Annotated in this window: 21 protein-coding genes; 10 read left to right on the forward strand and 11 right to left on the reverse strand. The window is 45.1% G+C overall.

Annotation, left to right across the window (positions count from 1 at the left end; translation table 11 throughout):
• Positions 1-8: 8 nt before the first annotated feature.
• From FD963_RS02625 to FD963_RS02645, 5 genes are read right to left on the reverse strand one after another with little or no spacing between them, the layout of a single operon-like run.
• Positions 9-944, reverse strand: coding sequence for a DmsC/YnfH family molybdoenzyme membrane anchor subunit (locus FD963_RS02625; protein WP_215362811.1), 936 nt, complete (start codon positions 942-944; stop codon positions 9-11).
• Entirely contained in the window at positions 944-1,603 is a 660-nt protein-coding gene (locus FD963_RS02630) for a 4Fe-4S dicluster domain-containing protein (protein ID WP_215275317.1), read from the reverse strand. The genes FD963_RS02625 and FD963_RS02630 overlap by 1 nt, the downstream gene beginning before the upstream one ends.
• The gene (locus FD963_RS02635; RefSeq protein ID WP_215362812.1) at positions 1,600-4,488 is read right to left on the reverse strand and encodes a molybdopterin oxidoreductase family protein; all 2,889 of its coding nucleotides are present in this window, start codon (positions 4,486-4,488) and stop codon (positions 1,600-1,602) included. Before FD963_RS02635 ends, FD963_RS02630 begins: the two co-directional genes overlap by 4 nt.
• Positions 4,489-4,499: 11 nt before the next feature.
• Complete coding sequence (locus tag FD963_RS02640; RefSeq protein ID WP_251367275.1) at positions 4,500-5,408, reverse strand: bifunctional enoyl-CoA hydratase/phosphate acetyltransferase; 909 nt, start codon at positions 5,406-5,408, stop codon at positions 4,500-4,502.
• Between the two features lie 39 nt (positions 5,409-5,447).
• Positions 5,448-6,248 carry an IclR family transcriptional regulator gene (locus FD963_RS02645; RefSeq protein WP_215362813.1) on the reverse strand — a complete coding sequence of 267 codons (801 nt, stop codon included), beginning with the start codon at positions 6,246-6,248 and terminating at the stop codon, positions 5,448-5,450.
• A 190-nt stretch (positions 6,249-6,438) separates the two neighbouring features.
• Between FD963_RS02645 and FD963_RS02650 the strand changes: the two genes are divergently transcribed.
• Genes FD963_RS02650 through FD963_RS02660 form a run of 3 tightly spaced genes read left to right on the forward strand, consistent with a single transcriptional unit; the run spans position 6,439 to position 10,428 of the window.
• Entirely contained in the window at positions 6,439-7,425 is a 987-nt protein-coding gene (locus tag FD963_RS02650) for a tripartite tricarboxylate transporter substrate binding protein (protein ID WP_215362814.1), read from the forward strand.
• A gap of 50 nt (positions 7,426-7,475) precedes the next feature.
• Positions 7,476-8,885, forward strand: a complete 1,410-nt coding sequence (locus FD963_RS02655; RefSeq protein ID WP_215362815.1) for an aldehyde dehydrogenase family protein — start codon at positions 7,476-7,478, stop codon at positions 8,883-8,885.
• Positions 8,886-8,892: 7 nt separating this feature from the next.
• Positions 8,893-10,428 (forward strand): AMP-binding protein, encoded by a 1,536-nt coding sequence (locus FD963_RS02660; protein ID WP_215362816.1) that lies wholly within the window; start codon positions 8,893-8,895, stop codon positions 10,426-10,428.
• Between the two features lie 10 nt (positions 10,429-10,438).
• Here the strand turns inward: FD963_RS02660 and FD963_RS02665 are convergent, their stop codons facing one another.
• Genes FD963_RS02665 through FD963_RS02680 form a run of 4 tightly spaced genes read right to left on the reverse strand, consistent with a single transcriptional unit; the run spans position 10,439 to position 14,516 of the window.
• Positions 10,439-11,209, reverse strand: a complete 771-nt coding sequence (locus tag FD963_RS02665; RefSeq protein WP_215362817.1) for a sulfite exporter TauE/SafE family protein — start codon at positions 11,207-11,209, stop codon at positions 10,439-10,441.
• 32 nt (positions 11,210-11,241) lie between these two features.
• On the reverse strand, positions 11,242-12,852 hold the full coding sequence (locus FD963_RS02670; protein WP_215362818.1) for a GMC family oxidoreductase: 1,611 nt from the start codon (positions 12,850-12,852) through the stop codon (positions 11,242-11,244).
• Positions 12,853-12,857: 5 nt separating this feature from the next.
• The gene (locus FD963_RS02675; RefSeq protein WP_215362819.1) at positions 12,858-13,688 is read right to left on the reverse strand and encodes a 3-keto-5-aminohexanoate cleavage protein; all 831 of its coding nucleotides are present in this window, start codon (positions 13,686-13,688) and stop codon (positions 12,858-12,860) included.
• 15 nt (positions 13,689-13,703) lie between these two features.
• Positions 13,704-14,516 (reverse strand): IclR family transcriptional regulator, encoded by an 813-nt coding sequence (locus FD963_RS02680; protein ID WP_215362820.1) that lies wholly within the window; start codon positions 14,514-14,516, stop codon positions 13,704-13,706.
• A gap of 113 nt (positions 14,517-14,629) precedes the next feature.
• Between FD963_RS02680 and accB the strand changes: the two genes are divergently transcribed.
• The 7 genes from accB to FD963_RS02715 all read left to right on the forward strand — a co-directional run bounded on the left by accB (position 14,630) and on the right by FD963_RS02715 (position 20,604).
• Complete coding sequence (gene accB, locus FD963_RS02685) at positions 14,630-15,193, forward strand: acetyl-CoA carboxylase biotin carboxyl carrier protein (RefSeq protein ID WP_215362821.1); 564 nt, start codon at positions 14,630-14,632, stop codon at positions 15,191-15,193.
• Positions 15,193-16,650, forward strand: coding sequence for a pyruvate carboxylase subunit B (locus FD963_RS02690; protein ID WP_251367346.1), 1,458 nt, complete (start codon positions 15,193-15,195; stop codon positions 16,648-16,650). The genes accB and FD963_RS02690 overlap by 1 nt, the downstream gene beginning before the upstream one ends.
• A 60-nt stretch (positions 16,651-16,710) precedes the next feature.
• Entirely contained in the window at positions 16,711-17,994 is a 1,284-nt protein-coding gene (locus tag FD963_RS02695) for an ABC transporter substrate-binding protein (RefSeq protein ID WP_215362823.1), read from the forward strand.
• 6 nt (positions 17,995-18,000) lie between these two features.
• On the forward strand, positions 18,001-18,774 hold the full coding sequence (locus FD963_RS02700; RefSeq protein WP_215362824.1) for an ABC transporter permease: 774 nt from the start codon (positions 18,001-18,003) through the stop codon (positions 18,772-18,774).
• Between the two features lie 40 nt (positions 18,775-18,814).
• Entirely contained in the window at positions 18,815-19,591 is a 777-nt protein-coding gene (locus FD963_RS02705; RefSeq protein ID WP_215362825.1) for an ABC transporter ATP-binding protein, read from the forward strand.
• Positions 19,592-19,620: 29 nt separating this feature from the next.
• Complete coding sequence (locus tag FD963_RS02710; RefSeq protein ID WP_251367347.1) at positions 19,621-20,340, forward strand: sulfite exporter TauE/SafE family protein; 720 nt, start codon at positions 19,621-19,623, stop codon at positions 20,338-20,340.
• A 105-nt stretch (positions 20,341-20,445) separates the two neighbouring features.
• Positions 20,446-20,604: a hypothetical protein gene (locus FD963_RS02715; protein WP_215362827.1), complete on the forward strand. Its 159-nt coding sequence runs from the start codon at positions 20,446-20,448 to the stop codon at positions 20,602-20,604.
• 105 nt (positions 20,605-20,709) lie between these two features.
• On the opposite strand, the gene FD963_RS02720 is transcribed toward FD963_RS02715, so the two are convergent.
• Together FD963_RS02720 and FD963_RS02725 are read right to left on the reverse strand one after the other, a co-directional pair.
• Positions 20,710-20,874, reverse strand: a complete 165-nt coding sequence (locus tag FD963_RS02720) for a hypothetical protein (protein WP_215364028.1) — start codon at positions 20,872-20,874, stop codon at positions 20,710-20,712.
• A gap of 111 nt (positions 20,875-20,985) precedes the next feature.
• Complete coding sequence (locus FD963_RS02725) at positions 20,986-21,762, reverse strand: ferredoxin--NADP reductase (RefSeq protein ID WP_215291637.1); 777 nt, start codon at positions 21,760-21,762, stop codon at positions 20,986-20,988.
• Between the last annotated feature and the right edge of the window lie 126 nt (positions 21,763-21,888).

A 21,888-nucleotide genomic window follows, 5' to 3' on the forward strand; every position in this document is an offset into this window, starting at 1 on the left:
AGGCGTACTTAAGAGACTCTTTGGTAATACAGGTTCTGTGGATGATTAGCTTCTGCAAAGAACATCCATCTTTCAGCAAGCAAGCCTAGGTAATTGATCAGTAATGCCAAGGCAATCATCAAGATGCTTGGAATAGTAATGGTGTATGCCATCAATATCATTGGTATTACATAGGCACACAGCAAGATAATTTTACGGAGATTGGCAATAACGCGATCAGTTTGGTGATGAAAGAATTCGCGGGTATTAAAACTGCCGCCCATTAAACCCATTGAGGTTTGACGAATATTGCTACCTTTGATGCCTGTTGCTGAAGAAAGATTAGACTTCGGTTTTAGGCCTTGATTGCGCTTCCAAATCCAAAGCTTTAGATTAAAAGACAGGAATAGTAGCAAGAGGGCAAGCATTGATAGTGGCGCATCAATGATCTGTGTAGCAGAGTCACCCCATAAAGCAATTAGCAACTCCAACAAAATCAATCCAGATGTCAATCCAAGGAGAATGAAGTTTGTCAGGGTGGAGGGGTGCGACCATTCTTGGATAAAACGAATGCATTGATAAATCTTTGCAGTGCAGATCCAAAGCGCAATCGTAGTAACTAGAAGGGCAATCCATAACCATTGTGGCACCACACTAATACAGGCATAAAAGTAAGTTGCTGCAGTCACTGCCATGAGTGCTGGCAAGGCAATTACTTCTCTGGATAACCAAGAGGTCCTCCACATCATGGCAGCGCGCCATGCTCGCTCAGGGTGGCCCAAGTGGAAGAATGAGGCCACCAATCCTAAGGCCAGAAGTACAAAGGCAACCGGCAGAGCAAGATTGGTGAGGAATGCATTGGGGGTTGCTTGGCTATATAGGTTTGATAAGGCCAGGAAAAATAAAAGACCCTGTGCCATTCCGGCTAGGGTGGTAAAGAAGATGATTGAAAATTGTGGTCGCATTATTTGTCATTCCTTGCTGCATCAATCGTTTCCATAATGGAGCGCGGTAAATAGTGATTAGCAGGTTGAGTCTCCCATTCAGGCATGAGTGCATATCCTGAGCGTTCTTCTATTGCTTTGCTGGCAGCGGATTCTGGATCATGAACATCGCCAAAGATACGTGCGCTAGTGGGGCAGGCGAGAACGCAAGCAGGCTTTTTCTCGGACTCTGGCAAAGTCTCGCTATAGATGCGATCCACACAGAGTGTGCACTTGGTCATAACCTGACGTTCTTGATCTAGCTCTCGAGCGCCATAAGGACAAGCCCAGGAGCAGTAGCTGCAACCGATGCATTTGTCGTAATCCACCAGCACAATTCCATCCTCTTTGCGCTTATAACTCGCACCAGTAGGGCAAACGGGAACACACGGCGGCTCTTCGCAATGTAAGCATGATTTTGGAAAGTGAACTGTTTGAGTATTCGGGAAGGTTCCCGCCTCAAAAGTTTGTACTCGATTAAAAAAAGTGCCGCTTGGACTTGCACCATAGGCGTTCAGATCAGTAAGCGGGCCTGCTGAGCCGGATGTATTCCACTCTTTACATGAGGTTACACAGGCATGACATCCTACACAAACATTAAGATCAATAACGAGAGCGAGTTGTTTATTTTTTTTGCTCATTTTGTCTCCCCCGATTTTTTGAGGGCCATTCCAGGAACTTCAAATGCCTTTACTTGTGGCCAGGTTTCTTTAGGTTCATTTTCATCTGCAGGTGCCAGTCGTACTCTAACGTCATACCAGCCAGCTTGGCCAGTAATTGGATCAGAGTTGCTAACGGTAAAGCCTCCCAAGGGAAGTTCCTCTGAGATGAGGTGATTCAATAAAAAGCCTTTTTTAGATTCATCTGCATCACTAGTCAAACTCCAAGCTGACTCTGCTTTACCAATAGCATTCCAGGTCCATACTGTTCCAGGATCAACGGCTTCCGAGTGTCTTGCCATACATCTGACCTTACCCCACTGCGATTCGATCCACATCCAGGCGCCATCTGCAATACCGCTCTTGAGTGCAGTCGCAGTATTGACATATAGATAGTTATGGCTATGAATTTGTCTTAGCCACGCATTTTGTGAATCCCATGAGTGGTACATCGCCATCGGGCGTTGGGTAATTGCATTGAGGGTAAATTTAGTGAGATCTGTAGCTTCATCCTCAAGTGGTGGGTACCAGAAAGGCAGTGGATCAAAATATTTGTAGATGCGTGCCTTCAGATGCTCTGGCGGTTGCGCGCCAGGACGTTTGCCGGTTGCCGCCAAGCGAAAACGTTGCAATATGTCTGAGTAGATCGCGATCATGATCGGATCATTCTTCTGGCGTAGAGCGTTGTCTTTCGAGAAGTCTAAATACCCCTTGTTCCAGTTACGCATGTACTGATGCTCAGGAGGCATGTGATATTGGTGAACGCAATTGTTCTCAGCATATTTTTGCCATTGGTTCGGATTGGGTTCGCCGCGCAATGATTTGTCACCATCTTTACCGCGCCATCCGCTTAAGAAGCCAATGCCTGAATCTAGGGTGGTCTGGAAGCGAGTAATAAAGTCAGGATAATCCTTAAACTTACGATCCCCTTCTGGCGTGGTGAATGCAGGGAACTTTAAGCGGGATGCCAGCTCAATCAAGACTTCCTGGAATGGCTTACATTCTCCTAATGGCTCAAGAACGGGAATGCGAACTGAATCAACGGGGCCATCAAATTCAGAAATGGGTCTGTCGAGCATACTCATGACATCGTGACGCTCTAGATAGGTAGTATCTGGGAGCACTAAGTCAGCTAAGTCGACCATCTCCGACTGGAATGCATCGCATACTACTAAGAATGGAATCTTAAATTCGCCATCATCATTTTTAGCATTGAGATGTTCGCGAACTTCCATCGTATTCATGGTGGAGTTCCAGGACATATTTGCCATGAAGATCATGAGCGTATCAATAGAGTAGGGGTCGCCCTTCACTGCATTGGTAATCACGTTGTGCATTAATCCATGGGCTGCTAAAGGGTGCTCCCATGAATAAGCCTTATCAATGCGTAATGGCTTGCCATCGGAATCTAATGCCAAATCTTCTGGTTGTGTTGGCCATCCGAGCGGAGGTTTGGCCAAAGGAGTATTGGGTTTAATGTCATTCTCAGAAGACGGTGGTTTTGCATTCGGCGGAACTTGACGTGGGTAAGGTGCTTTATGTCTAAACCCGCCTGGGCGATCAATGGTTCCCAATAAAGACATCAGTACTGCTAAGCCACGCGTGGTTTGGAATCCATTGGAGTGTGCTGAGAGACCACGCATTGCATGGAAAGCAACGGGTCTGCCAGTTACAGACTCATGCTTTTCGCCCCAAGAGTCTGTCCACTGAATGGGTAACTCAAATTCTTGACCAAATGCAGTATCGGCCATCTCCAGAGCAAGCTTGCGAATCCGTTCGGCCGAAATGCTAGTAATGGCTGCAGCCCACTCTGGTGTAGTTTCACTCACTTGTCGCTTAAGAAGCTCAAATGAAGGAACCACTTTCTTCCCTTGATGTGGTCCTGGGCCCATGACATATTCACCCAGAAGAGCGGGTGAGGTGCCTTGAGCAAAACAAGGTTTCGCACTTTGGGATTTTTCATCCCAAATATATTTGTTGTGAGGTAAATCCAAGTTAAGCGGATCGGAGTCAGGGTCATACAAGAACAAACCCTCTTCTGGGCCTGAGTCCATGCATACCAATTGCGCTGAATTACTAAAACGTTTTAAGAAGGGGGCATCGTACTTTTCAAGGCGAATCAGCTCATGCATCAAAGCCATGAAGAGCGCCCCATCAGTACCGGGTTTGATTGGAATCCATTCATCTGCAATCGCAGAGTACCCAGTTCTTACTGGGTTGATTGAGATAAAGCGACCACCAGCCCGTTTAAATTTGGACAAAGCAATCTTCATTGGGTTGCTATGGTGATCTTCAGCAGTACCAATCATCACAAACAACTTCGCCTGATCTAAATCCGGACCACCAAACTCCCAAAAGCTTCCACCAATGGTGTAAATCATGCCGGCGGCCATATTGACTGAGCAGAAACCACCATGAGCTGCATAGTTGGGCGTACCAAACTGTCTTGCAAACAAGCCAGTGAGTGCTTGCATTTGGTCGCGGCCCGTAAAGAGGGCGAATTTCTTTGGATCAGTAGCGCGAATTTTGGCAAGACGCTCAGTCAGGATATCAAATGCCTTTTCCCAGCTGATAGGTTCAAACTCGCCATTGCCTCTTTCACTGCCCGCTTTTCGCAACAGTGGTTGCGTAATGCGTGCAGGAGAATTCTGTTTCATGATTCCTGAGGAACCTTTGGCACAAATGACGCCTTGATTCAATGGATGCTCAGGATTGCCATCGATATATACCAATTTACCATCGCGTAAGTGTGCCCGAATGCCACAACGACAAGCGCACATGTAGCAGGTGGTCTTTTTTATCTCCGTTGCTGGCGCTTGTTTATTGACAGGGTCATGCACTGGGTCACTAGAAAATATTTTGAACATAGCTTTCTCAACTATTGAGGATTTTTAGCAAGAAGAATGGCCATTGCTGTAGAGGCCACTCTAGAAAAAACAGAATCAGATCTGGATGTCAGGGTGATAGGCACTTGAGCACCTAAGATGGTTCCAGCACATTCGGCACCAGCCATATAAACAAAGGACTTATAGAGAATATTGCCAACCTGTAAATCAGGCATCAACAAGAGATCTGGATCCCCAGCAACCTTGGAATAAATGCCCTTAGTTCTTGCCGACTGAGCTGAAATCGCGTTATCAAATCCAAAAGGGCCTTCAATGATGGTGTCTGGAAAAATAGGGTGAGCAATATGCTCATCGACAATTTCTTTCGCATCCGTAGTTGATGGCATTGCTGGGTTGATGACTTCAGTGGCGGCAATAATGGCTACTTTGACATTGCTGATGCTTAATCTTTTTAAGGCGTCTAAGCTGTTGGCAAGAATTTCTCTTTTGAGTTGAGCGTTAGGCGCAATATTTACCACTGCGTCTGTGACGCCCAGTAGCTTGTGATAACGAGCAAGTTCAAATAAGAAAAGATGGCTGACTCGTTTATCAGTTCGCAGTCCATCACGACTCACAATTGGCCCCATCAGATCTTCGGTATGTAAAGATCCCTTCATTAGAACGGCCAACTTCCCTTCTTTAACCATCTCAACAGCCTTCTTCGTTGCTAAGATGGGGTCTTTGGGCGTATCGACAATTTGTATACCATCTAGAGAGAGTCCTTCAATGGCAGCTAGCTCTTCAATATCTTTTTTAGGGCCTATTAAGATGGGTGTGCACAACTGTCTTTTGATGAGATCAAAAACAGTTTCCAGTGCTGGCGCGCTAAGTGGGTAGACTACTCCAAGAGGTAAATCACTCTTAGCCTCATCAATCATTTTTTCTAAGAGCGGGTATTTCACGTTGAGATTTTTCCTAAGTGTTCCGTGATGCGGTACTGATTAGGAAAGAGTTTGAGAGATGCGCTCAGACGCTTCTTTTAGCTTAGGAATATGCTCCATCGCTTGATTTAATGGGAGTCTTGCGGTTGCTGCATGGACAGCAATTGCTGCCACAACCTCGCCAATAGAGTCTCTTACCGGCACAGCCACACAAGAAACTCCTAATACATACTCTTCGTTATCAACTGCATAACCAGTGCTGACAATTCTCTCCATTTCGGATTCCAACAAGTGGCGATCTGTAATGGTTCTATGAGTAAATTGCTCAAGCGGAAGATTTTCTAAAATCTTAGTACGTTCCTCTACAGGCTTGTAGGCGAGCAGTAATTTTCCGCTGGCACTGCAATGTGGCGGCAGCACTGTTCCGGGGGGGAGGTGCAGACGTAAGGCCCAATTTGCCTCAACACGATCCAAATAAAAAAGTTCGCCACGCCTTAAGACTGCGAGGTTGCAAGTTTCACCAAGATCAGCCACTAAGCCGCGAAGAATGGTGTGACGTATGGCTGAGACAGTGTCGTGCGTTAGTGTCGACATTGCTAAATGTGAAAGGCGCTCACCAGGAGCGTAGGTACGCCCCCCAGGCTCTCGTGCTACCAAGCCCGCCTCTTCGAAAATAGCCAATGTTCTATGCAGAGATGCTTTTGGCATGCCGGTAATTTGCATGAGTTGGGCTAAGGTCGCGGGCTGTTGCAATCCGGCCAAGGCCTCCAAAATCACCACACCCTTCAGCATGGAGGAGTTTTCGCTCGAGTTATCTCTTTTGGCGGTATCTAGCTGTTCGATAGGATCTAATTCAAGCATAAGTGTTAAATCTCATGAAATGTGTCGTTTTGTTCATTCTAATAGAACAAGGTTGTAATTTCTAGGAAAAATGTTAGTATTTTTACTTATACGAAACAACTTGTTCCGTTTAATAAGATCATTTATGCTTCAAGAGATAGCAAATAAGGGCTAAGATAGGCCCAAAAGCAGTTTTAACAGGAGATTGGGTATGCGTAGAAGCAATCTATTAGTCGCTGTTCTGTCGATGGTCCTAGCCTTAACAGGCTCGCTTGGTTTGGCGCAGTTTGCTCAAGCACAAGCTTGGCCAACCAAACCTATTAAATTTATCGTTCCTTATCCACCGGGTGGGGGTACTGATGTTATTGCCCGCATCATGCAAGAACCCTTGAGTCAGGCCCTTGGCCAGCAGATCATCATTGATAATCGCGGTGGCGCTGGCGGCTCAATTGGAACGGACATTGCTGCAAAATCTGCAGCTGATGGTTATACCGTCTTGTTTACTCTCTCTTCCCACACTATTAATCCTGCCATCTATCCAAAGTTGGCATTTGATACTGAAAAAGATTTTTTGTCGGTATCTTTGGTCGCTTCACTGCCGCAAATATTGGTAGCCAATCCCGATTTCCCAGTGAAGTCAGTTAAGGATGTGATTCAAATGGCGAAGGCTAAACCTGATGCAGTTTCTTATGCTTCAGTGGGCAATGGTTCTCCTGGTCATTTGGCTGGTGCAATGATGGCAGGCTCTGCTGGCGTAACCATGATGCACATACCTTATCGTGGTGGTGGCCCTGCAATTACTGATGTGATTGCTGGACAAGTTCCTTTGTTGTGGGTTTCTATTCCAGCTGCTGCTAACTACGTTAAGACCGGAAAACTCAGGGCTTTAGCGGTATCCACTGTAAAGCGTTCGCCAATGTTTCCGGATGTTCCAACTATGGTTGAGCTTGGGTTTAAGGACTACGAAGTCGATTCTTGGTATGCCATATTCGTGCCTGCAGGAACACCAAGTGCCATTGTTGAGACTCTCAATAAGGCCACTATCAAAGTATTGGCTGAGCCAGCTATCAAAGAAAAATTATTAGGTCAAGGCGCCGAAGCGGTGGGTAGTACTCCTGCGCAATTAGGTGCAATTGTGAAAGCAGAATTGGTTAAGTGGAAAAAAGTAACGAAGGATGCCAGCATTAAGGCTGAATAAGTTGCAGTAAATCTGAAGATGCAAATTAATAATTAAAGATAAAAAGATAAATGATGACGCCAGTAGAAGCTATTGTTGAGCGCGGACGTGCGGCTCAAAAAATATACGAGCAATATACGCAAGCACAAGTCAATTTAGTGGTTGAGGCTGTAGCTTGGTCAATATTGGAGCCAAAGCGCAATCAAGAGTTGGCAGAGCTGGCTGTCAAAGATACTGGTCTTGGGGATGTAGCTGATAAGTTTAAAAAGAACTTTAGAAAAACCCTAGGCTTGGTACGAGACTTAAGTTATGCCAAAACGGTGGGGATTATTTCTGAAGATTTAAAAACAGGGCTTACAGAATATGCTCGCCCAGTTGGTGTGGTTGCGGCCATCACGCCTTCAACCAACCCTGGCGCAACCCCAATTAACAAAATTTTGAATGCCTTAAAGTGCCGTAATGCAGTAGTTATTGCGCCCTCTCCAAAAGGGCAATCAACCTGCGCACGTTTGTTGGAGTTTGTTCATCAGCAATTGGATCAAGTAAAAGCGCCTCGTGATTTAGTGCAGATGTTGCCATCACCAATCACCAAAGACTCCACGAATGAATTAATGCGATTAGCTGATCTGGTTGTTGCAACAGGCTCTCAATCTAATATCCGCGCTGCATATACTTGCGGTACACCTGCTTTTGGGGTCGGCGCAGGCAATGTGTTGGTGATTATTGATGAACATGCTGATCTTGCTGGTGCTGCTAACAAAATACTGCAGTCCAAAACATTTGACAACGCTACCAGTTGTTCCAGCGAGAATGGGACGGTCATTTGCGCTCAGGTTTACGACAAAGCCATTGGTGCTCTTGAGGCGGTAGGCGGCTTGATGTTGGATGAGGCTGACAAGAAGAGGCTTGAGGATGTGATGTTCCATCATGGCAAGCTGACATCAACACTGACAGCTCAGAATCCAGCGGTCATTGCTGAGCGCGCTCAATTACAGAATCCAAAAGCAAAATCAGCCAAATTTTTTATGGTTGAAGAGCAGGGTTATGGCCCAGATGCACCATTTTCTGGTGAAAAACTGAGTCCAGTTTTAACCGTTTGGAAGGCTGCAGATTTTGAGGCAGCCAAACAATTAATTGCCAATGTTTATGCCTATCAAGGGGCTGGACATTCTGTTGGCTTTCATACCGCGCAAAGCGGTGACATACAAGCTGCTAGGGCTGCAGCACTAGCGCAGCAATTGCCGGTAGCTAGAATTATTGTGAATCAGGCTCATGCGATTGCAACGGGTGGTAGCTTTGAAAATGGCCTACCTTTTTCTTTATCCATGGGATGTGGTACCTGGGGAAAAAATAATTTCTCTGAGAATATGAATTACCGCCACTACATGAACATCACAAGAGTGGTTAGACCAATCCCTGAGCATGTGCCCAAGGTAGAGGATTTGTTGAAAGAATATTTCAGCCGCTTTCCACAGGCCTAGTTTAAAGATGACTGCAGCTTGCAAGAGTTTGGGCGAAGTACTGGTGCACTGGGAGGCAGTGCAGCCTGAAAAACCATTTCTATTTGCACCTGAGATTGGGTTTTCTCTAACTTATGGGCAGCTCGCAAAAGAAGCGCGTCACTTTTCAACCTGGTTAGAGCAACAAGGTATTAGTGAGCAGGGCCACGTTGGCTTATTTATGCAAAACGGGCGCCAGACCAGCACAGTATTTTTGGCAACCATGTCTTGCGGTCGAGTCATCACACCTTTAAACCTATTGGCCCCCACGGATCAGTTGGCCTGGGTCTTGGATCATAGCGACATTGAAGTTTTGTTTTACTCGCCCGACAAGAAGCAAAGTCTATTTTTGGCCATTGAGAAAACCAAAAGAAAGTTCCTGTTAGTAGAGCTTGACCCAGATGCCGCCGCAGGCCCTTTTATGCAATGCGCCCCTGGAATATTGCCTGCGGTAGAGTCTTCACGACCTGCACTTTTAATGTATACCTCAGGTACAACAGGTACGCCTAAGGGCGTCTTATTAACTCACGCCAATTTATTGCATGCAGCTCGATCCATGGCTGCATGGCATTCATTGACGCAAGCAGATGTTGTATTGAGCTCTTTGCCGATTTATCACATTAATGGCCAGGTAATTTCTACTATTACTCCGTTTGTATCTGGCGGATCTGTTGTGGCCCCACATTCATTCTCTGTAAAGAATTGGTGGAGCTTGGCCATTCAATACCACTGCACGTGGATCAATATGGTCCCAACCATCATTGCGTATTTAATTAATGCTGCCAAGAGTGGGGGTGCATTGCCAAGTCGCGAGGAGTTGAAATCGATTCGTTTTGGTCGATCTGCTTCTGCTCCCTTACCCCCCGAGCATCATCGTGAATTCGAGGCGCTCTTTGGAATAACGGTGATCGAAGGCATGGGTATGACAGAGTCAGCATCCATGGTTTTTTGTAACCCCCATGATGAAAGCCGGCGCTATGGCAGCCCAGGTCAACCTTGTGGGGTAGAGGCAAAGGTGATCGATCCAGAAGGTAACCTTCAGGGCAATAATACTGTTGGTGAGATTTGCCTACGTGGCGGTAATGTTCTGAATGCTTATTACAAAGCAGAAGCAGAAACTGCAAAGGCTTTCGATAGTGAGGGATGGCTTAAGACGGGTGATCTTGGAATGCGTGACGACGATGGTTTTTATTTCATCACCGGACGCCTTAAGGAACTCATTATTAAAGGCGGAGAAAATATTGCCCCCCGAGAAATCGATGAGGCTGTCCTAAAGCATCCTGCAGTATTGGATGCGGCGGCAGTTGGTATTCCAGATAGCAACTATGGCCAAGAAATTATGGTTTGCATTGTTCTCAAACCAGGCGCCGCTTGTTCCGAAGAAGAGATGCGCCAGTTTTGCCTAAAAGAATTGGGCAAATTCAGAACGCCGAAGATTATTCTCTTTATGGAAGATCTGCCGCGTGGACCATCTGGCAAGGTTCAGCGCTTAAAGCTGATGGATGTTATTCCTAAAGTGGCTTAGATTTTAAGATTTAGCTAAGAGAGCGGGCAATTACCCAGATGCCCAGACTTACGAGGTAGCACCCTAGTAAGCGCTGCCTTAAGCCATCCTTCATTCTGACTAATTTTCCTGCTGCCAGAGTCTGCGTCAATGCGGCGCTTATCCCTAGAATGAGTATCAAAATTAAGATTGTGCTGTCGATGCTATCTGCCCCATGAATTCCCACCCATGCTGAACTGAGGGTAGTAAGACTCACGATGGAAGTTGCCGATACAAATAGAATCGAAATATCAACACAAATAGCAATCGGCAATCCTACCCACATTGTTAAGAGCGGCATCAAGAGGGTTGCGCCACCAAGACCAAATAATGCTGATGAAATTCCAGAAATAGCCCCTACGGCAATGAGTTTATAAGTGCTGGGTTTGATGGGGGTGGGAGCTGATTTGCTCGACGGATTTTTGCCAAAGAGAGTCCATAGCCCAATTAAAACAATCGTCCCAGAAAACCCTAGGCGCAACGCTTGATCAGCCAATTGAGTGGCTGCTAGGCTGGCTAGCAATATGAATGGTAGCGCACTGAGTATTAATAGCCTTGCAATACCACGTTCATTTTTATCGCCAATTAAAACTTTAATAGCGCGGGGTAGGGATCCTATAACAATGGTGCATAAGCTACCAATCACTATTAGTTGAAAAGGCGGATGAGCAGAATTGGGCACTGCTAAAAAGGCAGCATCTAATGCCGGAACAATAAATGCACCGCCACCAATACCAAAAAGGGCCATTAGTAAGCCTGTCATCACTCCAATTAAGGAAAAGATAAGGTAATGCATTAGTGAGATTGAATCTTTCCTAGAATAAGGTCTGAGGCTCTCTCAGCGAGCATCACTGCTGGCCAATTGGTATTGCCTGAGGGAAGTGTTGGCATGGCAGAGCAATCAACCACTCTCAAACCTTGTACACCTCTAACTCTTAAAGAGGAGTCAAGCACTGCCATTGGATCAGTATCTGGACCCATTTGACATGTGCCAGTAGGGTGGAAAATCGTTGCACCATTATTGCGGCAAAACTCTAAGATTTCTTCATCTGATTGGGGGTTATTGGGCTTGACCTCTCTGACCACAAGAGATCGCAGTGGTTCAGTCTGCGCAATTTTTCTGGCGTACTTGACTGCGGCAATATTGATATCGCGGTCGTATGGTGTCGACATGTAGTTGGCAAACATTTTTGGCGGCACGAGTGGGTCCGAAGATTGAATGCGGACATGACCTCGAGATTCTGGTCGTAATTGACATACTGACATGGTGAATCCAGAAAAAGGATGCACCTTGCCCCCAGCCATTTCAGCGGAAAGTGTTGCCAAGTGAAATTGAATATCAGGCGTTTTGGAATCTTTCATCACTCGTGTAAAGAGGCCGCCTTGATTGATGCCGATCGATAATGGGCCACCGCGGAAGAGCAGCCAATCCAAACCCATTTTTAATTGCCCAAACCAAGATGAGAGTTGGTCGTTGGTGGAGATGGGTTGGTTTAGCTCATAAATAAGACGGTGTTGCAGATGGTCTTGTAGGTTTTCACCGACCCCTGGCAAATCAACCACAACAGGAATATTAAATTCCTGAAGGAGTTTTGCGGGACCTACTCCTGATAATTGCAGGAGCTGCGGGCTTAGGATGGCGCCAGCGCTGAGAATGACTTCTTTATTCGCGCGAACTTCACTCTTAATGCCATTGCGAATAATCTCGACTCCAACGGCTTTTTTATTTTCAAAAATAACTTTGCAAGCCTGGCTATCTGTCAAGATCTGTAAGTTACTGCGTTTCTTAGCAGGCTTTAAGTAAGCAACTGCAGTGCTGCAGCGAAAGCCTTTGTAGGTGGTGAGTTGATAGTAACCAACGCCTTCCTGCGTTAGGTTATTAAAGTCATCTGTCTCTGGCACTCCTAAAGTATTAGCTGTCTTTTTAAATGCCTCAACTAAGGGATGCTTCTTTGGAATGGACGAGGCTTTTAATGGCCCAGTTTTAGAATGCAATGGCTCGCCCAAGCGATCATTACCTTCTGCTTTTTTAAAGTAGGGTAGTACATCATCCCAACCCCAACCTGGATTACCGAGATCACGCCAAGTGTCGTAATCTTCTTTCTGGCCGCGAATAAAAATTAAGCCATTGATTGAGCTAGAGCCACCTAATGTCTTTCCTCTAGGCCAATAAATTTGTCGATTGTTCACGCCGGGATCAGGCTCGGTCTGAAATTTCCAATTGAGTTTTGGATCCCACATGGTTTTCGCATAGCCAATTGGTAGATGAATCCAAGGAGAGCGGTCCTTAGGCCCAGCCTCAATAAGGCAAACGGAATTTTTAGGATCCTCTGATAAGCGGTTAGCCAAAACACAGCCAGATGATCCGCCGCCGACAACAATGTAATCGAACGATGTGTTTAGCATGCTAATTAGTGCTTCCTTAAACCTAAAATTTCGCGAGCTTGTGCTGGCGTAGCAACTGTTCGGTTATATCTAGGAGCTATTTCAGCTAAGCGCGCAACAAGCTCTGCATTATCTTTTGCAGCGCGGGTTTTATCAAAGCGAGTATTGTCTTCCAACCCGGTTCTAACGTGACCACCTAATTCAAGGGTCCATTCATTTACAGTGAGTTGATGACGTGCAATACCTGCTGCAGTCCAGGTGGCATCAGGCATTACGGCCTTTAATTCTGAAATGAGAAATTCTAGAATCGAGCGTCTCGCTGGCATTGCATTTGGGATGCCCATCACAAATTGCACGTGAGCCGGCGCTTTTAGCAAGCCACGTTCAATGAGATTCGCCGCGTTGTAGAGCATAGCCAGGTCGAATATCTCAATTTCTGGCTTGATGTCGTATTTGAGCATCTCACTTGCGAGGCCATCTACAAATTCTGGTGGATTTTCGTAGATGCCAGTAGGGAAGTTGACTGATCCGGTTGCTAAGGAGGCCATATCAGGCCGATGAAAGAGCATGCCGCCACGTGCCGCCTGATCGCGCCCACGACCACCGGTAGAAAATTGAATAATCATTCCTGGACAATATTTCTGAATGCCTTCTTGTACCTTTGCATATAAATCAGGATCAGAGCTTGGGGTTTCATCAGGGTTGCGCACATGAATGTGTGCAAGAGAAGCACCCGCTTCAAATGCCTTCTGAGTTTCTTCAATCTGCTCGCTAGTAGTTACTGGCAAACCTGGACAATCTTTTTTTCTCGGAATCGCTCCGGTCATTGCTACTGTAATAATTACGGGTGTACTCATATGAATTCCAAAAAATTAATTACTAGTTTCAGATAGGCTGCTTTGTATATCTTGGGCAGCGCGTTTTAAAGGTTTGATATAAAAATCAATGGATTTTTCTTGCATGCGCGGAGCGGGCCCATGAGCCGTAATCGTCGCAAAGGTTTTCTGTTTAGAATTAATTACTGGTACAGCGATACCAATGAAACCCTCCAGGAAGGCTGATTCATCAAGGGCATAGCCGTTTTGACGAATATTTTCCAGCTCAGAAAATAATTTATCGTAAGTGGTAATTGTTTTGGGGGTATAAGTTTTAAAAGGCTCGTTTCCAAGTGAGCGCTGAACCTGCAATTCAGTCATGCCGGAGAGAAATAATTTTCCACTAGCAGTGCAGTGAAGCGGAACGCGCATACCTAGATCTACGTGAAGTCGAATAGGTGCGCTTGTTTCGACGCGGTCTAGATACATCACTTTGTTGCCATCCAAAATATTGAAGTTACAAGTTTCCCCAATTTCTTCGACTAAACGTTTCATGACTGCTACGCGTTGTGACCGGATCGAGTCCACCGAGAGAATATTGATCCCTAAGATTCTGAGTTTTGCGCTGGGTTGAAAACGCCTGCCATTGGGATCTCGCTCAATAAATCCTTGGGTAACTAGTGTGTTTAGCAATCTAAATGCGGTGGGCTTGGCTAATCCGGTGCTAGTAGATATGGTCTCAAGCGTGAGTGGAAATTCTGATTGCGCAATCGTCTCTAGAATGAGCAGCACTTTTTCCGCCATGCTGGATTTGGCGGATTCTTCCAATATTTCGGCTGGAGGAGTGATGCGGGAGAGCTTTTGCGGCATTTATTAAGGATTTTTTGAGGATATTTGCATTTTTAAGTGTTTACCCTTAAAGCATTTCATCTGATGATACTTTAAATTTCATTAGAGAAAATATTAACTAAAAATACGAGACAGTGCAAACAAAAAAGAAAGCCGCCTCAAAAGCGAAAGCAAATCCAAAGACTTCTAAAAAAGTTCCAGCAAAAAAAGCTGCAACCAAGGTGAAGATGCCCCCTGAGTTCACGATGAAGCAGGTAAAGGAGATTGTTGCCCTCATCAAGGACGCGGGTACGTTTACTACCTTTGGTTATAAGACGGAAGAATTTGAGATTGAGATTTCTGTAGGAGCCCCAAATATTGCTGCTCCGGCCGCATACGCTGCCTCCCCAGTGACTGTGTCTGCTCCAAGCCCTATTGCTGTCCCGACTGCTAATGCTGCACTGACTATTTCATCTTCAGAGCGCATGATCGTGAGTCCAATGATTGGTACTTTTTATCGTAGGCCAAGCCCAAGCTCTCCGCCATTTGTTGAGGTGGGTGATAGCGTTACACCTGCTACAGATGTATGCATAGTTGAAGTAATGAAGTTGCTCAATACCATTCCTGCGGAATGTTCAGGCAAGGTGTCACGGATTTTGGTTGAGGATGGCGCAACGATCGAAGTTGGGCAGCCTCTGATGGTGATTGAGCTTGCGTGATGATTAAGAAGAAGCCATTTGAAATGATTGATGTCACTTTGCGCGATGCGCACCAGTGTCTTTGGTCTACCCGCATGACTACTCCCCATATGTATCCAGCCTTGGATGATATTGATCAGGCTGGCTATGGATTCATCAATATATTGGGCGGAGCTGTATTCGATGTCATGGTGCGATTCTTGCGCGAGGATCCCTGGAAGCGCATGGAGTTTTTGAGTAAGCAACTCACTACGCCGACAGATGCATTAACTCGTGGTCAAAGTATTTATACATTTGAGTTATTCCCAGACGACGTAGTGGAGCTCAATGTGGAGTTATTGGCTCAGTCTGGCGTGAAGGTGCTCACTGTTTACGATGCCCTGAACGATAACCGCAATATTGAATCTTCTGTTAAGGCAGGTAAAAAATATGGCATGTTAATCAATGCCATGTTGACGTATGCCTTAAGCCCTGTGCATGACGATGCGTACTTTATTGCCCGCACACATGAGTTGGTAAAGTTGGGCGTCGATTTTATTTCGGTAAAAGACCCAACTGGCTTACTCACTCCTGATCGGGCCGCAACACTTTTCCCTGCGGTAGTCTCTGCAGCTGCTGGTATCCCGATTAAATTGCATTCCCACTGCCAATCTGGTTTGGCTCCATTGGTATACGAAGAGGCTATCAAGGCTGGATTTGCTTATGGATATGTCGCAACAGACTGTTTAGCGAATGGCGCTTCCTTGCCTTCTGTGCTAGATGTCTATGCCAGCGCACAGAAACTAGGCCGTGCACCAAAGATGAATCTCTCTGCTTTGCAAAAAGTGGATGAATACTTTGATTGGATTTGCGCGCGTGACAATTTTTCTCGCGGAGAGAAAGCCAGTTACGACCCAGCCTTATATGAGCATCAAATCCCTGGCGGAATGATTTCTAATTTACGTGCTCAATTAGCCACAATGGGTATTTCACATAGGGAAGCTGAGATTCTTGAAGAGACGGCCAGAGTTCGTGAAGACTTGGGTTACCCCATATTGGTCAGCCCATTTGCCCAATATATCGTGACTCAAGCTGTTCTGAATGTGATGCAGGGTGAGCGTTATAAAACGATTCCTGATGAGGTGAAGTTGTACCTCAAAGGTCACTACGGAAGATTAGCTGGCACTCCAAGTGCTGAAGTGATGAATCGTGCCAATGTAGATTACAACGCATCTCGTAGGCCTGGGGAGTTGATTGAACCTGCATTGCCGGTATTAAGAAAAAAATGGGGGCGTTCAGTAAGTAAGGAGCAGTTGAGCTTGCATGCTTTTTATCCTGAAAACCTTGCAACAGGATTAAGAGATGGTGCTCAGGAAGCTTTGAAGCAAGGGCCTGCTTTGCAGCCCTTTACTGAGTTGGTGAAGTATTTAGTTATGAAAAAAGAATATAGAAAAATTAGAACCAAGTTGGGCGGTATAGAGTTAAGCTTCAGCAGTTAGTTTTTTTGACTTTTGCTTTTTGTATTCGGTACAAGAAATTTCATTCTTAAGGAGATCGTAATGAAACAATTTAGCGCATCACGCCGTATCTTTTCAGTGCTCGCTGTCGCCATGTTATCGGGCGCTCCAATGCTTTCGATGGCTCAAAATGCAACTAAATTCAACGACTACGGATGGCCGGAGGGTGCTGATGAGAAGGTTTCTGCTAAGTCTGTAGCCTGGCTCAAGGAAAAAGGTTGGTGGCCATTGCAGATTGCATTTCAGCCGCCATGGTCTGGTCAAAATACGATTAACTTGGTAATGGATAAAAAAGGTCTTTTGGCCAAGCGTGGTATCGAATCAAAATTACAAGCATTCCCATCTGGGCCAGCAATTAATGAGGTGATCATCTCCGGTCGATTCCAGTTTGGTAATGGCGGAAATTTCCCATTTACTTCATTAATTGATAAAAATGTTCCCGTTAAAACGATTGCGGTGATCAATACAAATTTGATGCATGCGGTATTGGTCCCATTGGACTCCAAAATCAAATCCTTTAAAGACTTCAAAGGATCAAATCCTCCGGCCACTATTGGCATTGTGACTGGCTCCTCTGCGGAGTTCTACATTCAAGCTGCAGCGAAGGCTAATGGTATTGAGATTGGTAAAGATATCATCCTGAAAAATATGCCTCCGGGTGAGCAAATGGCGATGCCTAAGGGTATTGATGCAGTAGTGCCTTGGGATCCGACCCCAACCATCATGTCTAAGGAACGTAAGAACGCCAGAATTATTAGTGATAGCTATCCCTACAATATTTATGAGGGTACTTTCTATGTACGCCAAGAGGTGATTGATAACGCTCCCGATGTTGTTCAGGCGTTTACCGATGCAATTGCAGAAGCAACACTTTGGATTAGAAAAAATCCAGATGCTGCTGTAGATGTTATGCAGGAAGACCCAAATCTGAAGAATTATTCAAAAGAAATCTTGCGTCAGCAGATTTCTGCGTACAACCTCTTGTATAAGCCAAATTACATTTATCCTATTCCAGTGTTCTGGGGTCGTGCAAATGAGCCGATCTATACATGGCTTTATGAAAACAAGCGTATTCAGAATAAGTTAACAGGTATTGATTTCGCCCGCGCTGTGGATACTCGTTTTATGGATAAGACATTTGAAAAATTGGGTTGGGCAACGATTACTCGTCCTCCATTCTTGCCTGCCAACTGGTCTGCGCCAATGGATAAAACGCCTTACCCAACGTATATGAATCCATTGAACACTTCTAAGCCTCAGGCCTTCTCAGAAAAGGGTGATCTCACTAGAGATTGGTCTTTTGACGGTAAGGTTTATAAAAAATAAAGCGCTATGCCAATCATTCATTTTTTCAAGCAATTTCGTCGCCTTGCTTTATTGGTTGTCTTGCTTGCTGCCTGGGAATATGCCAGTCGGTTTATTCTGGATAAAACAGAAGCTACCTTGTTGCCACCTCCTTCGGGAGTGGCACAAGGTGGTTTCGAATTGATGAAATCTGGCGAAATCTGGAAACATTTATTCGATAGCTTATCGAGAGAATTTATTGCTTTTTGTTATGCCTCTGTCGCAATCCCTCTAGGAATCGTGATGGGGTGTTTTAAATGGGTGAATGAGCAGGTGGATCCGATCGTAGAAATTTTGCGACCCATTCCACCAATCGCCTGGATTCCTCTGAGTATTTTGTGGTTTGGTGTTGGCAACACCCAAAATCAATTCATTATTTTCTTGGGCATCTTCTTCCCAATTCTTTTAAACACGATTGATGCGGTTAAGAATGTAGAGCCGAACCTGATTCGTGCCGCACGTTGTTTGGGTGCTGGTTCTTGGGGCGTAATTACTCGAGTTGTCTTGCGTGCAGCGCTTCCTCAGATTGTGACTGGTATTCGTATTGGTCTTGGAGTGGGTTGGATGGCTTTGGTAGCGGCTGAATTGGTCGGTGCTAACTCTGGTTTGGGGTTCTTAATTAATGATGCGCGTACTGTTTTAAGAACAGATTACATTTTGGTTGGCATGTTGGCTATTGGATTGATTGGTCTGTGCCTAGATAGATTGATTCGATATACGGCGCAGAAACTTATGCCATGGTCTAGAGCGCTGAATGCATAAGCAGTATTGTTAATCATTAAACATGTAAATAGATAATCCAATGCCAGCACTTAAAGTAGAACACGTACGAAAAATTTATCCGTCAATGCATGCCAAGGGCCAAGAGGTTTTGGCAATCGATGACATCTCTCTAGAGGTTCGCAAGAATGAGTTTTGTTCAATCTTGGGACATAGCGGTTGCGGAAAGACCACCTTACTCAATTTAATTGCTGGGTTTGAGGTGCCAACGGCCGGTCGCATTGAGTGCGCTGGAAAAGTCGTGAATGGCCCTGGTGCGGATCGCTCGATGGTGTTCCAGGACTACGCACTATTCCCTTGGTTGACTGTGTATGACAACATTGCTTTTGGTCTAAAAATTAAAGGCACTAATACCGGAGAGATTAAGAAAATTGTTACTCGCTTTGCTGCTCTTGTTGGCTTAAGTCAGTTCATAAACCACTACCCACATCAACTTTCAGGCGGCATGCGTCAACGCGTCTCGATCGCTAGAGCGCTGGTTGTGGATCCAACAGTCCTCTTAATGGATGAGCCTTTTGCGGCCTTAGATGCGCAAAATCGCGCCATGATGCAGGCTGAAATGATTCGAATTCTGAATGAAGAAAGCAAGACGGTAGTACTGGTAACCCACAGTATTGAGGAGGCCATCAATCTTTCAGATGTCATTGTCGTGATGACGCGTCGTCCTGGCAGAGTGAAGGAAATTATCCGCGTTCCCGAGCCTCGTAGAATGGTTGAAGATACTCCCGCTTATTTAGAAATCCGTCGTCAGATTCGTGATCTCATTGCTGGCGAACATGATGTCAGCGAGGCCGTTTGATTCCTGAAAATCTAGCCTCGATCAGTTTATTGCTAGTCGCGGCATTTTTTGGTGGATTTTTCAGAAGATTAAGTGGTTTCGGAGGGGCGCTCATCATGACGCCTCTTTTAATGTGGGTTTTCCCAATCCCCTTTTTAATTCCGATTGTGATGTGCTCTGAAGTATTTGGGGGTGTATTGCTTTCCCGGCAGTGGAAGGTGCATCAAGAAGATCGCCCTCGACTTTGGTTGATGTTAATTTTTTCTGCAGTGTCTTTGCCGCTTGGTATTTGGTTAGGAAGATTTATTCCATTGGTGACACTCAAGACGGCGACGAGTGCAGTTATTCTATTTTTCGCCGCTTACTTGTTAGTTAAGCCCCATGTGCGATTCAACAGTTCTAGTGCTTTAGATGGATTGGCTGGTGGCTTATCAGGCTTGTTGTTGGGAGCCTGCGGGATTGGTGGTCCTCCAGCTGCTCTATACCTCAATTCAACTAATCAAGCATTCGATAGAACGAGGGCTTTGTTATCCCATTTCGTTTCTGGCATCTCTATATTTGCGATTGTTGCCGCAAGTTTGATGGGTGGTGGATTGGGCTGGCTTACCTATCTTCTTTTCGCTATTCCGGCATACTGGCTTGGTCTAAGTCTTGCGCAGTGGGTTTTGGGGATGCACGCTCTTTCTGACAATGCCTTAAAGAGGCTCTGTTTAATGCTTCTGATTGCTAATGCAGGCTTTAATTTGCTCTTTTTACTTATATTTAAATAGATATAAGTAAATGAAATATATATTCTTCTCAGATATAAGAAAAACCCCTATTCTGTAACCTCATTGGATGAATATGCCAGCTTAGATTAAAAAAAGGAGTGCAATATGGGTTACACAATTGAAAACAAACAAGACGCAGTTGTTCAATCAGTTTTGCTAACGACTGAAAAAACTTTTGCTGCTTCTCCAGTTGCCGAAAATTCTTCTAATACACAAGTCAATGTTCAAGCTAGCGCTGATGTGTATTTTCAAATAGAAGATTAATCAGTGATTCTGAAATAAGATGCTCTGAAGTAGGTTACATTTCAGGCTAACAAAAAACCGCCAGATAGGCGGTTTTTTTATGTCTGATTGATTTAGATTGAGTGCTTAAGAAAATGAAGTTTCAAATTCTGCTGTTTTAATAGCGTTCATTAAAAAAAGAATTTGGCGCTGAAAACTTTTTCTTTCGGCAATTTTGTCATGAGGCAGCTGATCGTGTTCGCGCAACAGGCTAATAATGGCCGGGTTGTAGTGCTCTCTGATAGGTGACATCTCAACTCCTTGAAACTGATCTCGTTAGAAACACTGTATCAAGGCCGCTATATATTCGCAAGGAATATATAGCGATAACTAAACTACTTTTAGATATATTAAATCGGCAGATTACTTCTCCACGAAGGCTCGTTCGAATACATAGTCACCGAGTTGACCTAGACTCGGGGATACCTTGAAACCTTTGGCATCAAGCATTTCCGCGGTTTCCTTGAGCATGGAAGGGCTTCCACAAATCATAGCTCTATCGACCGCAGGATCTAATGGAGGTAAGCCGATATCTTTAAATAGTTGACCGGATTCGATGGCGGTAGTTAGACGTCCAGTATGCTTAAAAGCTTCTCTGGTTACGGTAGGGTAGTAGATCAACTTTTCTCTGATCAGCTCACCCAGATACTCATCCTGAGTAAGCTCATTCTTAATATAGTCACCATAAGCCAGTTCACTGACCAGGCGAACACCATGAATGAGAACGACCTTCTCGAACTTATCGTAAGTCTCTGGATCACGAATAATGCTCATGAATGGCGCAAGACCTGTGCCGGTGCTGAAAAGATACAGATGTTTACCAGGGTTTAGATCATCAATGACTAAAGTACCAACAGATTTCTCGCTAACGAGGATAGGGTCTCCCACCTGAATTTTTTGTAGGCGTGAAGTCAGCGGACCATCTTGGACTTTAATGCTCAAAAATTCGAGATGCTCTTGGTAGTTAGGGCTAGCAACGCTATAGGCCCTTACAAGTGGTTTACCTTCAACCTCAAGACCAATCATCAAAAAGTGACCGCTGCGAAAGCGTAGACCTTTATTGCGGGTGGTAGTAAAGCTAAAAAGTGTGTCATTCCAATGGTGAACGGTCAGAACGGTTTCGGTGTTATACGCTGCCATAAATGCTTAATCTTGATGAGGTTGTCTAAACCTCAATTATCCTCAATCTTGGGTTGCTACAGGGGGTATCCAAGACGCAATCACCAATAAACTTCTTATAAGTTATACACTTTTAGTTATAAAAGC

This window comes from Polynucleobacter sp. JS-JIR-II-50 (assembly GCF_018687895.1).
Taxonomy (GTDB): Bacteria; Pseudomonadota; Gammaproteobacteria; order Burkholderiales; family Burkholderiaceae; genus Polynucleobacter.

Excerpts from the sequence above, each read along its gene's own strand:
- FD963_RS02705 (WP_215362825.1), top strand. The coding sequence starts at position 18,815 with ATGCCAGCACTTAAAGTAGAACACGTACGAAAAATTTATCCGTCAATG.
- FD963_RS02650 (WP_215362814.1), top strand. The coding sequence starts at position 6,439 with ATGCGTAGAAGCAATCTATTAGTCGCTGTTCTGTCGATGGTCCTAGCC.
- FD963_RS02665 (WP_215362817.1), bottom strand. The coding sequence starts at position 11,209 with ATGACAGGCTTACTAATGGCCCTTTTTGGTATTGGTGGCGGTGCATTT.
- FD963_RS02670 (WP_215362818.1), bottom strand. The coding sequence starts at position 12,852 with ATGCTAAACACATCGTTCGATTACATTGTTGTCGGCGGCGGATCATCT.
- FD963_RS02635 (WP_215362812.1), bottom strand. The coding sequence starts at position 4,488 with ATGTTCAAAATATTTTCTAGTGACCCAGTGCATGACCCTGTCAATAAA.
- FD963_RS02680 (WP_215362820.1), bottom strand. The coding sequence starts at position 14,516 with ATGCCGCAAAAGCTCTCCCGCATCACTCCTCCAGCCGAAATATTGGAA.
- FD963_RS02645 (WP_215362813.1), bottom strand. The coding sequence starts at position 6,248 with ATGCTTGAATTAGATCCTATCGAACAGCTAGATACCGCCAAAAGAGAT.
- FD963_RS02700 (WP_215362824.1), top strand. The coding sequence starts at position 18,001 with ATGCCAATCATTCATTTTTTCAAGCAATTTCGTCGCCTTGCTTTATTG.
- FD963_RS02675 (WP_215362819.1), bottom strand. The coding sequence starts at position 13,688 with ATGAGTACACCCGTAATTATTACAGTAGCAATGACCGGAGCGATTCCG.
- FD963_RS02695 (WP_215362823.1), top strand. The coding sequence starts at position 16,711 with ATGAAACAATTTAGCGCATCACGCCGTATCTTTTCAGTGCTCGCTGTC.
- FD963_RS02630 (WP_215275317.1), bottom strand. The coding sequence starts at position 1,603 with ATGAGCAAAAAAAATAAACAACTCGCTCTCGTTATTGATCTTAATGTT.
- FD963_RS02625 (WP_215362811.1), bottom strand. The coding sequence starts at position 944 with ATGCGACCACAATTTTCAATCATCTTCTTTACCACCCTAGCCGGAATG.
- FD963_RS02655 (WP_215362815.1), top strand. The coding sequence starts at position 7,476 with ATGATGACGCCAGTAGAAGCTATTGTTGAGCGCGGACGTGCGGCTCAA.
- FD963_RS02690 (WP_251367346.1), top strand. The coding sequence starts at position 15,193 with ATGATTAAGAAGAAGCCATTTGAAATGATTGATGTCACTTTGCGCGAT.
- FD963_RS02720 (WP_215364028.1), bottom strand. The coding sequence starts at position 20,874 with ATGTCACCTATCAGAGAGCACTACAACCCGGCCATTATTAGCCTGTTG.
- FD963_RS02725 (WP_215291637.1), bottom strand. The coding sequence starts at position 21,762 with ATGGCAGCGTATAACACCGAAACCGTTCTGACCGTTCACCATTGGAAT.
- FD963_RS02660 (WP_215362816.1), top strand. The coding sequence starts at position 8,893 with ATGACTGCAGCTTGCAAGAGTTTGGGCGAAGTACTGGTGCACTGGGAG.
- FD963_RS02715 (WP_215362827.1), top strand. The coding sequence starts at position 20,446 with ATGGGTTACACAATTGAAAACAAACAAGACGCAGTTGTTCAATCAGTT.